14 protein-coding genes are annotated in these 16,284 nt (G+C 53.0%); 3 read left to right on the forward strand and 11 right to left on the reverse strand.

Going from position 1 to position 16,284, the window contains the following annotated elements:
* Positions 1–81: 81 nt before the first annotated feature.
* Positions 82–1,257, reverse strand: coding sequence for a DnaJ family molecular chaperone (locus tag ACLJR2_RS10715; protein ID WP_001033454.1), 1,176 nt, complete (start codon positions 1,255–1,257; stop codon positions 82–84).
* A gap of 325 nt (positions 1,258–1,582) precedes the next feature.
* On the opposite strand from ACLJR2_RS10715, the gene pheP reads away from it, so the two are divergent.
* Positions 1,583–2,977: a phenylalanine transporter gene (gene pheP / locus ACLJR2_RS10720; RefSeq protein WP_000786291.1), complete on the forward strand. Its 1,395-nt coding sequence runs from the start codon at positions 1,583–1,585 to the stop codon at positions 2,975–2,977.
* Between the two features lie 41 nt (positions 2,978–3,018).
* On the opposite strand, the gene ACLJR2_RS10725 is transcribed toward pheP, so the two are convergent.
* Positions 3,019–4,266 carry a mechanosensitive ion channel family protein gene (locus ACLJR2_RS10725; RefSeq protein ID WP_001156978.1) on the reverse strand — a complete coding sequence of 416 codons (1,248 nt, stop codon included), beginning with the start codon at positions 4,264–4,266 and terminating at the stop codon, positions 3,019–3,021.
* 310 nt (positions 4,267–4,576) lie between these two features.
* On the opposite strand from ACLJR2_RS10725, the gene ACLJR2_RS10730 reads away from it, so the two are divergent.
* Both ACLJR2_RS10730 and ACLJR2_RS10735 read left to right on the forward strand, forming a co-directional pair.
* Complete coding sequence (locus tag ACLJR2_RS10730) at positions 4,577–6,547, forward strand: autotransporter domain-containing esterase (protein ID WP_000192409.1); 1,971 nt, start codon at positions 4,577–4,579, stop codon at positions 6,545–6,547.
* Between the two features lie 166 nt (positions 6,548–6,713).
* On the forward strand, positions 6,714–9,443 hold the full coding sequence (locus ACLJR2_RS10735) for a sigma 54-interacting transcriptional regulator (protein WP_001031471.1): 2,730 nt from the start codon (positions 6,714–6,716) through the stop codon (positions 9,441–9,443).
* Positions 9,444–9,570: 127 nt separating this feature from the next.
* On the opposite strand, the gene ACLJR2_RS10740 is transcribed toward ACLJR2_RS10735, so the two are convergent.
* The 9 genes from ACLJR2_RS10740 to ACLJR2_RS10780 form a co-directional block, all read right to left on the reverse strand.
* Positions 9,571–10,557: an SIS domain-containing protein gene (locus tag ACLJR2_RS10740; protein ID WP_000109360.1), complete on the reverse strand. Its 987-nt coding sequence runs from the start codon at positions 10,555–10,557 to the stop codon at positions 9,571–9,573.
* A gap of 66 nt (positions 10,558–10,623) precedes the next feature.
* Positions 10,624–11,667, reverse strand: a complete 1,044-nt coding sequence (locus ACLJR2_RS10745) for a glutamine--fructose-6-phosphate aminotransferase (protein ID WP_077905096.1) — start codon at positions 11,665–11,667, stop codon at positions 10,624–10,626.
* A gap of 32 nt (positions 11,668–11,699) precedes the next feature.
* Positions 11,700–12,554 carry a PTS system mannose/fructose/sorbose family transporter subunit IID gene (locus ACLJR2_RS10750; protein WP_000005802.1) on the reverse strand — a complete coding sequence of 285 codons (855 nt, stop codon included), beginning with the start codon at positions 12,552–12,554 and terminating at the stop codon, positions 11,700–11,702.
* 2 nt (positions 12,555–12,556) lie between these two features.
* Positions 12,557–13,300, reverse strand: coding sequence for a PTS mannose/fructose/sorbose/N-acetylgalactosamine transporter subunit IIC (locus ACLJR2_RS10755; RefSeq protein ID WP_000927523.1), 744 nt, complete (start codon positions 13,298–13,300; stop codon positions 12,557–12,559).
* A gap of 14 nt (positions 13,301–13,314) precedes the next feature.
* A complete protein-coding gene (locus ACLJR2_RS10760) occupies positions 13,315–13,785 on the reverse strand; it encodes a PTS sugar transporter subunit IIB (protein WP_000594177.1) in 471 nt (156 codons plus the stop codon).
* Complete coding sequence (locus ACLJR2_RS10765; RefSeq protein ID WP_001216659.1) at positions 13,763–14,212, reverse strand: PTS sugar transporter subunit IIA; 450 nt, start codon at positions 14,210–14,212, stop codon at positions 13,763–13,765. Before ACLJR2_RS10765 ends, ACLJR2_RS10760 begins: the two co-directional genes overlap by 23 nt.
* Positions 14,213–14,411: 199 nt before the next feature.
* Positions 14,412–15,065 (reverse strand): oxygen-insensitive NAD(P)H nitroreductase, encoded by a 654-nt coding sequence (nfsB, locus tag ACLJR2_RS10770; RefSeq protein ID WP_000355877.1) that lies wholly within the window; start codon positions 15,063–15,065, stop codon positions 14,412–14,414.
* Positions 15,066–15,161: 96 nt separating this feature from the next.
* Positions 15,162–15,530, reverse strand: coding sequence for an MmcQ/YjbR family DNA-binding protein (locus tag ACLJR2_RS10775; protein WP_000348993.1), 369 nt, complete (start codon positions 15,528–15,530; stop codon positions 15,162–15,164).
* Positions 15,530–16,111, reverse strand: a complete 582-nt coding sequence (locus ACLJR2_RS10780) for a TetR/AcrR family transcriptional regulator (RefSeq protein ID WP_000113609.1) — start codon at positions 16,109–16,111, stop codon at positions 15,530–15,532. Before ACLJR2_RS10780 ends, ACLJR2_RS10775 begins: the two co-directional genes overlap by 1 nt.
* Between the last annotated feature and the right edge of the window lie 173 nt (positions 16,112–16,284).

The raw sequence follows: 16,284 nt of genomic DNA on the forward strand, positions 1-16,284 counted from the left end.
CTCTTACCCTCTTACCCTCTTTATGCCGCGATTCGTCGGATGGCGCTTGCGCCATCCGACAATGTGTTGATGAATGATGGACTACCCTGACAGAAGTTCCTGTTCCACCTGTTGAACCTGCGCCTCCAGCGTATTGCGAATTTCGGTTAGCGCCCGTTCCTGCTCGGAGAAATAGGCTTCCTTATCCGCAAGGGAAGAGACGAGCCGCCAGGCGTTTTCCGTTTCCAGTTGCGTTATCTCTTTCAACAGCGCGTCGATTTGCGTGCGGAGCTGGCGTATTTTATGGCGCAGATGTTCCAGATTATTTAGCCTGTCGCTTGCCATCATCGGTTCCAGACCGCTTTGCAGCTGCGTCAATAACGCGCGAATTGCCGCCAGATCGGCATTCTGCCGCGCCTGATTAAGCTGTACCATCATCTGGTGCGCTTTTTCTTTCAATTCATCGGCGACCACATCCGGGTGACACAGGCGGCTGGCCTGACGCCACAAACGTTTTAATTCATTGCGTTCGTCAGCCGACAAACGTTGATCGCGGGCGTAGCGGAATTGCGCTTCCTGCTGCTGCTCCCGGTACTGGTGATAGTCCTGTTCCGCATTTTCCTGCGCCTGGCGGAATGCGCTGTCGTCCTGATGGGAAAAATCCGCTTCCAGCTCGCGAATTTCCGCCAGCAACGCGGTAATTAATTCCGTCTGCTGCTGGATTCGCTGACGGATGCCCACCGCTTCGCGCGAGGCGGCATTCAATCCTGTCCACTGCTGTTTTAGCGTTGCCAGTTGATCCACGGCCTGGGAAATAAATTGCAGGCAGGATTGATAATCCTTTTCCCGGCGTTTTATTTCGGCTTCTTGCTTACGCTGCATACTCACCGCGAGCTGTTTACGCAACTCCAGAATACGGCTCATCAACGGCCCGAGGCGCAGATGATAGAGGTCGTTGAAATCGTCGAGGATTTGTACCCGCGCATTTCGTTTGTCAATCAGATCGCGAAGCTGGGCTTCAAGCGCTTTCAGCTCCAGTTTACTGGCGGCAATAGAGGGATCTTGCCACGTCGAGAGCGCCCGTTGAGCCTGTAGCCAGGCGGCGATCTCTTGCATGGCGTCACTGAATCGACGAGCTTCAATTGCCTGGGCAATGGCGCTGATTACGGCATCCTGCGGCTCATTTTTCAGGTAGATGAGCTGCTGACGGATAATCTCTTCGTCCTCAAGTTCGATGGCGCTTTTGATGATCTCTAAACGTTTGATGATCTTATTCATGACGTTGATGCCTGGCGTGGCTCAAAAACGGATAACAGATACCAAGTCTGATTCACCTTTTTGAAAATACTGAAAAAATACTAAATGTATTCTGTAGGGTGTCGTACTTTTCGTCCAGAGTTATTCACATATTTTATACCCGGCGTCTGTCACCCGTAACGTTCTATATCGGCGCGCACTCTTTTCTTTTTACTCCCCACGGCATCTTTTTTTACACGATAACGTTAACGTCCGGAGTTGAGCCTTGACAAACGATTGCGCCTTGCGGCAGCGAGAGTGAAATGTTAAAAGGTGCCCCTCAATAAAAACGATACAGGGGTAGGACGTGAAAAACGCGTCAACTGCATCCGGCGCCAGCGTGTCGGATGCCGCGTCGAAGAATGAACCGACGCTTCAACGGGGGTTGCAAAACCGCCATATTCAGCTAATCGCCCTGGGCGGCGCCATTGGCACCGGACTGTTTCTGGGCATCGGCCCGGCGATTCAAATGGCGGGGCCGGCTGTTTTGTTGGGCTATGGCGTTGCCGGGATTATCGCTTTTCTCATTATGCGCCAGTTGGGTGAAATGGTCGTGGAAGAGCCGGTTTCCGGATCGTTTGCCCACTTCGCCTGGAAATATTGGGGGCCGTTTGCGGGCTTTTTGTCGGGCTGGAACTATTGGGTCATGTTTGTGCTGGTCGGGATGGCGGAGCTGACCGCGGCGGGCATCTATATGCAGTACTGGCTGCCTGACGTACCAACATGGGTATGGGCGGCGGTGTTTTTTATTATCATTAATGCCGTAAATCTGGTGAACGTTCGTCTGTATGGCGAAACGGAATTCTGGTTCGCGCTGATTAAAGTGCTGGCGATTATCGGCATGATAGGTTTTGGTCTGTGGCTGCTGTTCTCCGGCCACGGCGGCGAACATGCCAGCATTGATAACCTCTGGCGTTATAACGGTTTCTTCGCTACCGGTTGGCATGGTTTGCTTCTGTCGCTGGCGGTGATTATGTTTTCTTTTGGCGGACTGGAGCTGATCGGCATTACTGCGGCGGAAGCGCGCGATCCGCAAAAAAGCATCCCGAAAGCGGTGAATCAGGTGGTATACCGTATTTTGCTGTTCTACATCGGTTCGCTGGTGGTGTTGCTGGCGCTCTATCCGTGGGTAGAGGTGAAATCCAATAGCAGCCCTTTTGTGATGATCTTCCATAACCTGGACAGTAATGTGGTGGCTTCGGCGCTGAATTTCGTTATTCTGGTCGCGTCGCTTTCGGTATATAACAGCGGCGTTTATTCGAATAGCCGAATGCTGTTCGGCCTGTCCGTACAAGGCAATGCGCCGAAATTTTTAACCCGCGTCAGCCATCGCGGCGTACCGGTGAACTCGCTGATACTTTCCGGAGCGATTACCTCGCTGGTGGTGCTGATCAACTATCTGTTGCCGCAAAAAGCGTTTAGCCTGTTGATGGCGCTGGTTGTCGCGACGCTATTGCTAAACTGGATAATGATCTGTCTCGCGCATTTACGTTTTCGCGCGGCGATGCGTCGTAAAGGGCGCGAGACGCAATTTAAGGCGCTGTTCTATCCCGCCGGAAACTATTTGTGCATTGCGTTTCTGGCGCTGATTCTGGTGTTAATGTGTACGATGGACGATATGCGATTGTCGGCGATTTTGCTGCCGGTATGGATTGTATTTCTGTTTATCGCGTTTACAGTTTTGCGCCGTAAGGCTCATTAACTTTTTTGCCCGATCCCATGCTCATGCGATCGGGCAATCCATTAATGCCGCAATGTCCCTGACAGCGCGCGAATATCGCTGCCGGTCGGCGTCTGATGAATACGCAAGCCAAACTCTTCCACCACGGCAAAAATATGGTCGAAAATATCGGCCTGGATGCTCTCATATTCCAGCCACACGACGGTATTGGTAAAGGCGTAGATCTCTATCGGCAAACCATGATCGTCAGGCGCCAGTTGGCGTACCATCAGCGTCATATCTTTACGGATGCGCGGATGGTGGCGTAAATATTCGTTCAGATAGGCGCGAAATGTCCCGATATTGGTCATTCGGCGGTGATTTAAGGCTGATTCCGGCGCATCCAGCTGTTTATTCCATTCATCGATTTCCTGATGACGGCTGGTAAGGTACGGCTTTAACAGTTGCGCGGTTAACAGCCGCTGTTTTTCATCATCATCCAGAAAATGGATACTGGTCGCGTCAATATTAATGCTGCGTTTAATCCGGCGTCCGCCGGACGCAGACATGCCGCTCCAGTTTTTGAACGAATCGGAAACCAGCGACCAGGTGGGAATGGTGGTGATGGTATTATCCCAGTTGCGTACTTTTACCGTGGTTAAGCCAATATCAATGACCGCGCCATCTGCGCCATATTTCGGCATTTCCAGCCAGTCGCCTAGTTTGAGCATATCGTTGGCGGAAAGCTGTATACCGGCAACCAGGCCAAGAATCGGGTCTTTAAAGACCAGCATTAATACCGCGGCCATCGCGCCAAGCCCGCTGATTAAAATTGCTGGTGACTGGCCAATCAGCAGTGAGATCATCAGAATGCCGACGATAATTGCGCCGATGAGCTTAATACCCTGAAATATTCCTTTTAGCGGTAACTGAGAGGCGGCGGGCCATTTTTGCGATAGATTGAAAATCACGTCCAGCAGAGAAAATAACGACAGCAGGGCGTAGGTCATAATCCATAACTGCGCGCAGGTCGTCAGGATATCCGCAGCCTCACTGCCTTTTTGTAGCCAGAGCGCGGCCTGAATATTGACAATGATGCCTTGCAGCGTAAAAGCCAGACGATGGAATAATTTATTCTGGGTAATAATTTGCAGCCACAGGCGGGAACTGGCGCTGGCGCGTTTTTCGAAAGCGCGCAGTACTATCCAGTGCAAAATAATATGCACGACAACTGCTGTCAGAAAAATAATACCAAATATCACCACCAGCGACGTGGTGTGATTCATTTCAATTCCCGCTAAATCTTCTACCCGGGATATCAATTCCTGCATAATCTCTCCTTTATAAACAGCAGCCTATGATGACTGCTGAATGGCATTTATGCAAATCAGGACGCCTGCGCTTCAGGCATAATCAGCAACAGACGGGTAAAAGCGCTTCAGGGGTTATCCATACGCTATATTTTATCCAGCGCCCTATAAACGTCGTTATTTTACGCCACCCAATTTTTTTGAACAGGCGCCAGTTCGTCAACAATGGATGAAAACATTTTAACCAGAATGCTTAAAACGATTGCAATGTTTCTGTCGGATGATGATTAGCACCGTCGTACCTCTCAACAATAACATTAAGGAACATCGGATGACCCAAAAGCGTACCCTGCTAAAATACGGCATACTCTCGCTGGCGCTGGCCGCGCCATTATCTGCCTGTGCGTTTGACTCTCTTACGGTATTTGGCGATAGCCTTAGCGATACCGGGAATAACGGTCGCTGGACCTGGGATAGTGGTCAAAATAAGCTCTACGACGAACAGTTGGCCGAACGATTTGGGCTGGCATTAAGCCCTTCCAACAATGGCGGTTCTAATTATGCCGCCGGCGGCGCGACGGCGACCCCGGAATTAAACCCGCAGGATAATACCGCGGATCAGGTACGGCAGTGGCTTGCCAAAACGGGGGGAAAAGCCGACCACAACGGTTTGTATATTCACTGGGTCGGCGGAAACGATCTGGCGGCGGCCATCGCGCAACCAACCATGGCACAGCAAATAGCCGGTAATAGCGCCACTAGCGCGGCGGCGCAGGTAGGGCTGTTACTGGATGCCGGCGCCGGGCTGGTCGTGGTGCCAAACGTACCGGATATTAGTGCGACGCCAATGCTTCTGGAGGCGGTAATCACCGCCGGGCTGGGCGCAGCGGCGCCCCCGGCGCTAAAAGCGGCGTTAGAGGCGCTGGCGGAGGGCGCTACGCCCGATTTCGCCAGTCGGCAACAGGCGATCCGCAAGGCGTTGCTGGCGGCGGCTGCAACGGTAAGCAGCAATCCGTTTATTCAGCAACTGCTCGTTGAGCAACTGCTGGCGGGCTATGAAGCGGCGGCAGGGCAGGCGTCAGCTCTGACCGATTATTATAATCAGATGGAAGAGAAGGGGCTGGAGCAACACGGCGGCAATATAGCCCGTGCCGATATCAACGGCCTCTTTAAGGAAATTCTTGCCAACCCGCAGGCGTTTGGTCTGACAAATACCGTAGGCATGGCCTGCCCGCCGGGCGTATCCGCTTCGGCGTGCTCCTCGGCAATGCCAGGATTTAATGCGTCGCAGGACTATCTGTTTGCCGATCATTTACATCCCGGTCCGCAGGTCCATACCATTATTGCGCAATATATCCAGTCGATCATTGCCGCGCCGGTACAGGCGACATATCTGAACCAAAGCGTTCAGTCGATGGCGCAAGGTAGTCGTACCACGCTTGACAGCCGTTATCAGCAGCTTCGCCAGGGGGAAAATCCTGTTGGTTCACTGGGCATGTTCGGCGGATACAGCGGGGGATATCAACGTTATGATAATAATGAGGCCGACGGGAACGGTAATCATAATAATCTGACGGTTGGCGTCGATTATCAGCTTAACGAGCAGGTACTGCTGGGAGGGCTGATAGCCGGTTCTCTGGATAAGCAACATCCTGACGATAATTATCGTTATGACGCCCGCGGTTTTCAGGCCGCCGTATTCAGCCATTTACGCGCCGGTCAGGCGTGGCTGGATAGCGATTTACACTACCTGTCCGCTAAATTCAGTAACATTCAACGCAGTATAACGCTCGGTGCGCTAAGACGGGTGGAAGAGGGCGAAACCAACGGTCAGCTGTGGGGCGCGAGATTAACCAGTGGTTATGATTTTGTCATGATGCCGTGGTTAACGACCGGACCGATGCTGCAATATGCATGGGATTACAGCCACGTTAATGGCTATAGCGAGAAGCTCAATACCAGTACATCAATGCGTTTTGGCGACCAAAACGCCCATTCGCAGGTGGGTAGCGCGGGTTGGCGTCTGGATCTCCGCCACAGCATCATTCACTCCTGGGCGCAGATTAATTATCGCCGTCAGTTTGGCGATGATACGTATGTGGCGAACGGCGGCCTTAAATCGACCGCGCTGACGTTTAGCCGCGACGGAAAAGCGCAGGATAAAAACTGGGTTGATATCGCGATTGGCGCAGATTTTCCGCTGTCGGCAACGGTGTCCGCTTTCGCCGGGCTGGCGCAAACGGCAGGGTTAAGCGATGGCAATCAAACCCGTTATAACGTTGGGTTTAGCGCCCGATTTTGATGACACGCCAGGGAGGGCCAACCCCGTTCGTTCGTGACACGATGAGCCGAAAGCGCAACGGTAAGTTTTATAAAAAGTAAGTATTTTCAAAAATGTGGGTGAAGCCTGTGACGTCGTTTGTAAATTATCGTATAAGCGGAGTTTACGTTTTTGGCGGGGCGCAGGTATGAATAAAGAGTCCATATTTCGTCAGTTGGAGCTACGGCTGGCCGGATGTTCACTAACAGCCGACGCGTTAAGCGGGTTTAGCGCAATGGCGATTGCCGACAGTCTCAGGCAAAAACGCAGCATTATTAGTCACCATCTTAATAACTTGCATCGTGAGCAGCGGGTGGTCAAAGTGAATAGCCGCCCGGTGCTGTTCCTGCCCGTCGAGGCGCTACGTCGTCACCACCGGCTGGCGGTTCGACAGGGGGATTACGCGTCCATTCAGGCGCTGTGCGCGGAGCGGCAGGACAGTCTGGAGCTGCTCATTGGCGCGCAGGGCAGCTTGCAGGAGTCCCTGCGTCAGTGTAAGGCGGCGATCAGTTATCCCGGCGCGGGCTTGCCTTTGCTGCTGCGCGGCCCGACGGGGACAGGAAAAAGTTTTTTGGCGCGTCAGCTTTGGCAGTACGCCATTGAACAGGGCATTTTGCCCCCGGAAGCGCCCTTTACCGTGTTTAACTGCGCCGAATACGCTAATAACCCGGAATTGCTGACGTCAAAATTATTTGGTCATGCCAAAGGTGCGTTTACCGGCGCAGACAGAGCGGTATCCGGGTTAATTGAGACCAGTAATGGCGGCGTATTGTTTATCGATGAAGTGCACCGTTTGCCGCCGGAAGGGCAGGAAAAACTGTTCCATTTTATGGATAACGGCACCTGGCGTCGCTTAGGCGAAAGCAGCGATGAACGCAGCGCCACCGTACGCCTGATATTCGCCTCTACCGAAGATCTGGAAAAGCACTTTCTGGCGACATTTATTCGCCGGATACCGGTCATTGTCAAAATTCTGCCCATCGCCGAACGCGGACAGTATGAGCGGCTGGCGTTTATTCACCATTTTTTCCGTCGCGAGGCGCAGCGTCTTCATCTCGATTTGTCGCTGGATAGTGAAATTATCAGCCAACTGATGCAGGAGACCCTGGAAGGGAATGTCGGCGGCCTGGAAAATCTCATTCGTAATATTTGCGCCAGCGCCTGGACTTTCGGCCAGCGTGACGATGGGGTACTGGAAGTAAAAGCCGGGCAACTGCCGGATCGTCTGCTGATGGAGGTGCCCTTTACCGTTCCGCAGACGGCGGAACGCGTCATGATTTATCGCGAAGGTGGCGTTTTTCCGCAAGTTTCCGGTCAGCATCAGGAATATTTACGGTTGACGGAAAACATTTGCGGCCTGTGCGAAGAGCTGGCGCAGGAGAATATTTCCGCACGGACGTTTGACAAGCTGGTCTATCAAAACCTCACGTTATATCTCGATGCCTTAATGAATAAAGAGAGCCCTCGCGCTCGTCAGGACAAGCGGCTGCGTTTTATCGAAGATGTCGGGAAAGCGATCGCTGCACATTACGATCTCGAACTGAATGCGGAATTCGCTTATCTCACCGGACGTTACCTTACCAGCCTGCCGTTAACGCCGGTGGAGGTGTCGCCATCGGTTCGCCATGTGATGCTGCGCTGGTTGGAGGAGGCGCCGGGGCTGGCGCAGCGTGTGGCGCAAAAACTGCTGGACGTGGTAAATAATAAATATGATTTGTTAATCGACACGCTCGACAGACTGGTCGTGGCGGCCATCGTCAGTAATGCCATTGACGCCACCAGCGGCGGTAAGGTAAAAGCGCTGATCATCGCGCATGGTTATTCGACCGCCAGCAGCATTGCAGGCGTGGCGAACCGTCTGATTGGCGAAAAGATTTATCATGCGATGGATATGCCGATGGAGGTCGCGTTTAGCGATGTCAGCCGGGCCATTGTCGATTATCTCCAGCATACGGATACCCGCGCAGGCGTCATGGTGCTGATCGATATGGGATACACCAAAGAGATCGCCGATGCGCTTTTGAGCGTAATTCATGGCCCGCTGGTGGTGGTCGATAACGTTACGACGCGTCTGGCGCTGAACGTAGCCAGCGAGATCGCGCTGCAAAAAAACATCGAACAGATCGCCGAAGAGATCGTCCCGTTAAATCAGTCGCGCTGGGATGTCTTCTGGCCCGCGCAGAAAAAAGCGCGCGCGCTGCTGGTGACCTGTATTACCGGCATCGGGACGGCGTTTAAATTTAAAAATTTGATGGAAAAAAGTCAGTTGACCGACTTTGATATTAATATTATCGCCTGTGAATATACTCGCCTGAAAAACAGCCGGATGGCGGCCTCGTTGCTGAATCAGTATGAAGTGATTGCGGTTGTCGGCACCATTGACCCGCAGCTGGCGGGCGTTCCCTGGGTGGGGATTGAAGAGCTGCTTGGTGAGCAGGGGTATGCGCATTTAAGTCAGTTATTAAGCGGTTATCTTAACGATAAACAAATTGCGTTAATTAATAAAAATATGGTTCGCGAATTTTCGTTGCATAATGTGGTTAATTCGCTGACCATTCTCAATGCCAATAAGACGATAGGGCATATCGAAACGATTATTGCCGAATGGCAAAATACGCTGGGCTTCAGCTTTAATAATAATTTGATTATTAGTTTATATGTTCATTTGAGCTGTATGATTGAGCGACTGGTCATGCGCAATGAAATTACCCACTATAAAAACATGACGGAATTTAACGAGCGGCATGGTGAATTTATCGCGATGGTAAATCATTCGTTTCAGCGATTGAAAATTCTTTATAACGTGGCGCTGCCGGTAGCGGAAATTGGCTATATTCACGATATTTTCGAATTACGGATAGAGGATTTTCGCTGGTAGCCGCGGTAGTTCAGGAAAAAAGGGGCGCTAGCGCCCCGCAGAAGAAAGGCCTGATGGCGCTACGCTTATCAGGCCTACAGATTGCTTTGTAGGCTGGATAAAGCGAAGCCGCCATCCGGCATAACTATTAATATTCAACTTTCCACATATACCGGCGGGTGGTCAGTGGGTGATTACGGGCTGTCGCCAGAGCGAGGTTATAAACGTCCAGCACACAGTTGTGCAACAGACCGCAGAAGTATTCGCCAACGTCGGTGGACAGATCCTGAATGCCGAGTTTATCCGCATCGATCAACTGCAGTTTTCCCTGATAGCGTTCAATAAAGCGAATCGCACGATCGTCCAGCGGGCGAGTGCGACCACTGCTTTGCAGCAATATAAACGGCGTGCCCGGCTCGGTGATTTCGAACGGTCCGTGGAAATACTCTCCGCTATGTATGCTGGCGGAGTTGATCCACTGCATTTCCAGCAGAATACAGATAGACTCTTGATGCGCGGCGCCGAAAGAGGGGCCGCTGCCCATCATATAGACCACCTTCTCATCCTTCCATTCGGCGGCGAAACGCTGAGCATCTTCTTGTACCTGCCGTTGGGCGCCGTGAACAACGTCGCTAAAGCGCCCAAACGCGCTGACTAACTCATCGTATTGCGCATAGCCCTCTGTTTGGGCGAGAATTTCCAGCGCCAGCCACAGGCTGTATGCGGCTTTTTGTTGTGCAGGGTCGACCGTTTCCGGATAACGCGCCCACTGATATTCAATGATGTAGTCGCTGTATTCGCACAGCGGCGTGTCAGGTTGGTAAACCAGACCGATGGTCGCCGCTCCTTTTTCACGCGCCACGCGGGCGGCTGCGACGGTTTCCGCCGTATTGCCCTGCTGCGAGGCGAGAATAACGACGCTATTTTTTCCTAATGCTTTTGGTGTGGCGTGGACAAATTCATTACTGGTGATATAACCGACAGCCAGTTTTGACGCTTCACAGTCCAGAAAGTATTTCCCTGGCCAGAAGCCGGTTAATGAACCGCCGCAGCCGACAAACCAGACGCGTTCAATGTTTTGTTTACCTAAAATATCGCTAATAATACGGCGGGCATTTTCATGAGCAACAGACATATTTATCTCCTTAGCGTGTAGCGCGTCCTCCGCAACAGCGCGGATAATAACGAGCATTAATAAAAATTAAATTTCTTGCTTACTTTTCATTTTTTGATGGAATTGCGGATCTTTGGGTATCGCCGGATTAATGCCTTTTTGCGGGGGTAATATCGCGCATAGCATTTGTAGCGGAATGATATATTCAAAGACGGCAAAGTCCTCATCATTGACAAACGGGAAATTCAGATTCAGACCATTATTTTCTACCTGCGGGCCGATGCGGTAAATAGACGGCGTCCACTCACCGAGTATTTGCGCCAGCCGATCCTGACGCGCGTCAGGCTGCGGGTCGAGCATAATGAGTGCGGATTGCGCATTAAAGGCATTGTAAATACCGTGAATAAACTCCTCGAATTCGTAGCCCGACACCGGGCAGCGCAACGTCTCCAGCATCTTGAGCGCACCCTCCTGCACCGTACCGAATAGCGTTGCCGGGCCGGTCAGACGAATATCTGCGCTATCGCGCAGCGCCAGCGCATTGGTTTGCGCCCACGCCTGCGAGGCGGTAATCAGCGCGGGCAGGTGGTTAAAGGTCTTTTCCATCCGTAGCAGCAGTGACCGGCGCTGTTCGCCGTCCAGCCGCTGTTGCTGCCCGGCGACGGCGAGCGCCAGCAGCATCAAATTGAGAACCGTGCAGTGATAGCCTTTTGTTTTCGCGCCAGCGGTTTCTTCGCCGCAGGGAACGGTAAGGATATAATCCGCCGCCCGGTCGATAGTCGCAGGCGCCACGCCAGCCATTGAGGCGGTGATATGACCAACATTGCGGGCGCGCTCCATCGCCGCCAGCGTTGAGAGGCTGCCGCCGCCCTGGGAGATGCCGACAACCAGCGCCTTGCCGCTGCGTGCAAGCGTCTCGTCGTCAAGCATAAACGGCCAGCAGACATCCACCGGCAATGCGCACCAGCGCTGCATAAACGCGCGAGCGGTCAACGCGCCGTGGTATGACGTGCCGGAGCCTGTCAGAATAATGCGGGTGACGCCGCGTTCCGTTAGCGCCTGCGACGCGCGCCAGAGATCTTCCCGCGTCTGCGTCAGCATCTCCAGCAGGCGAAGGGGCGTCTCGTTCATATAGTCTTCTACTTGCATAGTGTTACCTCTCGTCAAAGCAGGCCCAACGCGCTGGCAAGAAGCCCAAACGCGACGGTGCCTAACAGGATCCAGTTAATGTTCACGCCCTTACGGATAAGTTTGTACATGCCGAGCGTGAAGAGCAGCGGCAGCAGGGAAGGGAGGATTTTGTCAATAAAATCCTGCACTTTCATGGTAGTCTGCCCGGCGGTAAAGCTCAGCGGGGTTGTAATGTCGATCATGCTGGCGGTCATGGCGCCGACGACCATCAACCCGACGATTGACGCGATATAAGTCACCCTGTCCATCAGCCCGCTTTGCCAGAGGCGCATCAGCCAGGTGGTCCCCGCCCGGTAGCCCAGTTTGAGGGCGTACCAGCGGCAGAGGATGTGCGGAATGTTATAGACCAGTAGGGCGAGAATCGGCCCCAGAATGCTGCCCTGCTGGGCAAAGTAGATCCCCATCCCGGCGGCGATAACTTTCAGCGATCCCCAAAAGATGGAATCGCCGATCCCGGCCAGCGGCCCCATCAGGCTGGTTTTAACGGCATTGATCGACTCTTCGTTAAAGTCCGGGTTGCGTTGATTTTCCTCCTCCATCGCAATCGACAGGCCAAAGACAAACGTTGACAGATGCGGCGTGGTATTAAACAGCACCAGATGGCGCTGTAAGGCGCGCCCCAGTTCGGCGGGGTCCTGGTAGATACGCTTTAGCGCTGGCGACATAGCGAAGGCATAGCCCATATGCTGCTGGCGTTCATAGTTCCACGATCCTTGCAACGTAAAGGAGCGCCAGAAAACGCTGCGTAAATCGCGGGCGGTGATGCGGCTTTCGCTTTGCGAGTGAGCCTGTGCGTCGTCGATCAGGGTCTGCGTCACTTCACTCATGATTAGCCCTCCTGTTGGGATGTGTTAAGAAACTGGCTGATAATGAAAGCCAACACCACGGCAAACAGCGCGATGGCGATGATGTCCAGTTTGGTATATGCGGCGATCAGAAAGCCCAGCCCAAGGTAAGGCATTAATTTGCTGCTAAGCATCATGCTGATCAGCAACGCGAAACCCAGCGCCGGCAAAATCTTACTGGCGACAACCAGGCCATTGGTAATAAAGGCGGGAATGGCGTCGAGGAACCAGGTGACGGCGGCAGAACCGAGCAAAATGGCGAAAAAGACCGGCAGAAAACCGCTTAGAAAATAGAGCAGCGTTGGGCCCCCCAGGTGCATAACGGCAACCATCCGGGTATTACCCTGCGCCGCATAACGATCGGCCATGTGGCCAAAGCGGGCGTTAACCACGCGCACCAGGACGCCGAGGGTCTGCGCCAGCATAGAGATAGGAATCGCGATGGTCAGCGCCGCTTCGGGCCCGCGCCCGGACATAATAGAAAACGCGGTCGCCAGTACCGAACCGGTCACGACATCAGGCGGTACCGCGGCGCCGATAGCAACATTACCTAAAAAGATCAGTTCCAGCGTCGCGCCGATCAGAATGCCTTCGTGTAAATTGCCGCAGACCAGACCGGTGAGGGCGCACATCACCAGCGGACGGTCAATCATCGACACGCCGAGTAAACGCCCGTCAAGAATACCTAGTGCGGCAATCAGGCCGAGCAGCGTTGCGGTGAGCAACATAGTGACCTCCGGGTTCAGAGTTTATCGTTAAGCAATTCGGCGGAATGGGCCGGAACCTGGCGCATTTCCAGACGGATGCCTTTGGCTTTTAGCGCCTGGCTATCGGCAATCTCCTGCTCGGTCAGGTATATGGCTTTGCCGAACTGCTGTGCGCCCTCTTTTTGCGCGATACCGCCGTAGTTGATAACGCTAATCCCTGGCACTTTCTCGACGAAGGCGAGGGTTTCGGCAGTATTTCCCAGCACCACCATCACTTTTTTGTGATCCAGCTTGCCGCTGGCGAGTTTTTCCGCCGCCTGTTCCACCGTGATAATGTCCAGCGACACGCCAGCGGGTTTTGCCAGACTTAATGACATAGAGACAAACGCGTCGCCGGCGGCGTTGGCGTTAGCGACGATGATATGGTCGATATCCAGCGCCCGGGTCCAGGCGAAGACCACCTGGCCGTGCAGCAGGCGGTAATCAATGCGCACTAATTTGATCATGGGATTCTCCCTGTAGGTCAGCGGATGGTTGTGTTATTAGCGTGTTGATAAAGACAATGGATTCACGCGCCGCATTGGTGGCGTAGGTAATGGCCGCGTCTGTGCTTTCTTCTTCACAGAGTAAAAACTCCAGCAGCAGGGTCATGTTGACGCCAGCCACCACAAAAACGTGACGGTGACGCATCAGCACTTTCGCGGCGCTATTGTTGATGCTGCCGCCGAGCAGATCGGTAAACACCACCACTTCTTCGCCGTTGGCCTGCGCGATCAGATTTTCGAGGGTTTGTTCAAGCTGCTCCGTGGTGACAATATCGCCATCGTAGGCGCAAACCGGTGTCACGCCGTGTTCGTCGCCAATCAGCAGCGATAGACTGTTAATAAGTCCGCGGGCAAAAGGGCCATGGCTGGCTACATAAACATGTCTCACCCGTTTTCTCCTTCATCCAGATAGGGGGTATCCAGATATGGCAAACGGCGTGCCAGTTTTAAATATTATTTATTTTCAATAGGTTGAAAGAGGAAGTTAACACTAGCGATGTAAAACCTGGCACTTCGCGCCATTGATCATTGAGGAACCTGGCAGAAAGGTGAAAAAAGCCGGACGGGCGTCCGGCTTAGGCAGGGGATTAAACTTCCGTCAGTGTGGTTTCAAGCGGCAGACGTGATTTCGGCAGCCCGGCGTTGAAATCCTCGACGCTATGATGGCCGACCGGCACCACGACCAGACTGGTATAGCCTTTTTCTTTCAGACCAAATTCAGCGTCGAGCACCTCGGCGTCGAAACCTTCAATGGGGACGGCGTCGAGACCCATCGCGGCGACGCCCAGCAGAAAGTTGCCGACGTTCAGATAAACCTGCTTCGCCATCCACTGGTGGTCATCTTTCAGCGAGACGCGGTGCATATCGGCGAAAAAGCGGCGACCTTTATCATTTGCCGCTTTAGCTTCCGGCGTAGCGAAACGGCCATCGGCATCTTCCTGATCGACCACCCGTTGCAGCCAGGCGTCGTCCATCGCGGTTTTCGCGCAGAACACGACGACATGGGAGGCGTCCAGCATTTTGCGTTCGTTGAACGTGTAGTTTCCGGCAGCGGATTTTGCTACGCGCGCTTTGCCCTCTTCCGTACTGGCGACAATAAAGTGCCACGGCTGGGAATTGGTGCTGGAGGGGCTGTACAGTAGTAGTGTTTTTATTTTATCCGCTTCTTCGGCGGTCAGTTTTTTGCTGGGATCGAACGCCTTGGTGGAGTAGCGCTGTAAGGCGACAGAAACGATATCCATAAATGCTCCTGGTTGGTTTAGTACCCTTTTGTATCAGCAGGGTACCGGGTTATCGGTAAAAAGATAAGGGAGGAAAATGCGGAAACGGTTATTGCATCAGCGCGGCCGCAGGCGCAGTTGCTCTCTTTTAGGCAGCCCGTCTACGACCAGATTCCATGAGTCATTTATCAAATCGTTGAGTAGCGAGACGGTGATATCCTCGCCCGCATAGACTGAAATCCAGTGTTTCTTATTCATGTGATAGCCAGGCGCAATGCTGGGGTAAATTTGTTGATTTACCAGGGATTTTTGGGGATCCGACTTCAGGTTCACTACTGGGCGACAGTGATGTTCAGTGAACAGCATGAATATTTTGCCGCCGACTTTAAACACATCGTACTGTGGGCCGAAAGGCCAGCAGTGTTCGGTAAAAGACAGTTCCAGCGCAAAGCGTTTTGCACAGGCGTGCAGTGTTTGACCGTCCATTATTGCTCCTCGCGAGTCAGCGCGCGCCACATGGCTTCGAATCCCAGCGCAATATATTCGCCAGCGCGAGCGGGATCGCGCGCGGCGAAATCCATTGTTGTTTCAGCCAGCGCCAGAAAAAGGCCGTCGCCGAAGGCGCGGTACTCATCCGACATAAATACCATCAAAACGGAACGATGACATAAATCGCGCAATTCGGGGAACATATCGTCGGCCCGTTGTTCCGTCTCTTTGGTGAGCTTTTCGCTGACGGCCAGTTGACGGATCGCCCGATGGCGCGCGGGATGGTTCAGACCCCAACTGATGTAACTGTTCCAGATAAAACGGGTCATCATTTTGGCATCGGTAATGGATCGATCCAGCTCCATTATCATTGACTGGCAGAGATCCTGCTTTAAATGCAAATACAACGTGTTAATCAGCTCATCTTTGGTCGCGAAATAGCGAAACAATGTTCCTTCTGCAACACCTGCGTTACGCGCAATCACCGCCGTTGAGGCGGCGATACCGGATTGCGCTATCGCCTGGGTTGCCGCTTCCAGTAATGCTTGTTTTTTGTCTTCACTCTTCGGACGAGCCACTACACGTTACCCTTATGTCTGGAAAAACATGATTGAATCATGCCCGTTGTCGCGTCGCAACGGTGAATGTCAACCTTTGAAAAGTACCTTGACGGCGTATCTTTGCTTTCTATAATGAGTGCTTACTCACTCATAATCAAGGGCTGCCGCATGAAGTGGTAGAAAAGCATATT

The organism is Salmonella sp. SAL03688, from assembly GCF_046551895.1.
GTDB lineage: Bacteria > Pseudomonadota > Gammaproteobacteria > Enterobacterales > Enterobacteriaceae > Salmonella > Salmonella enterica.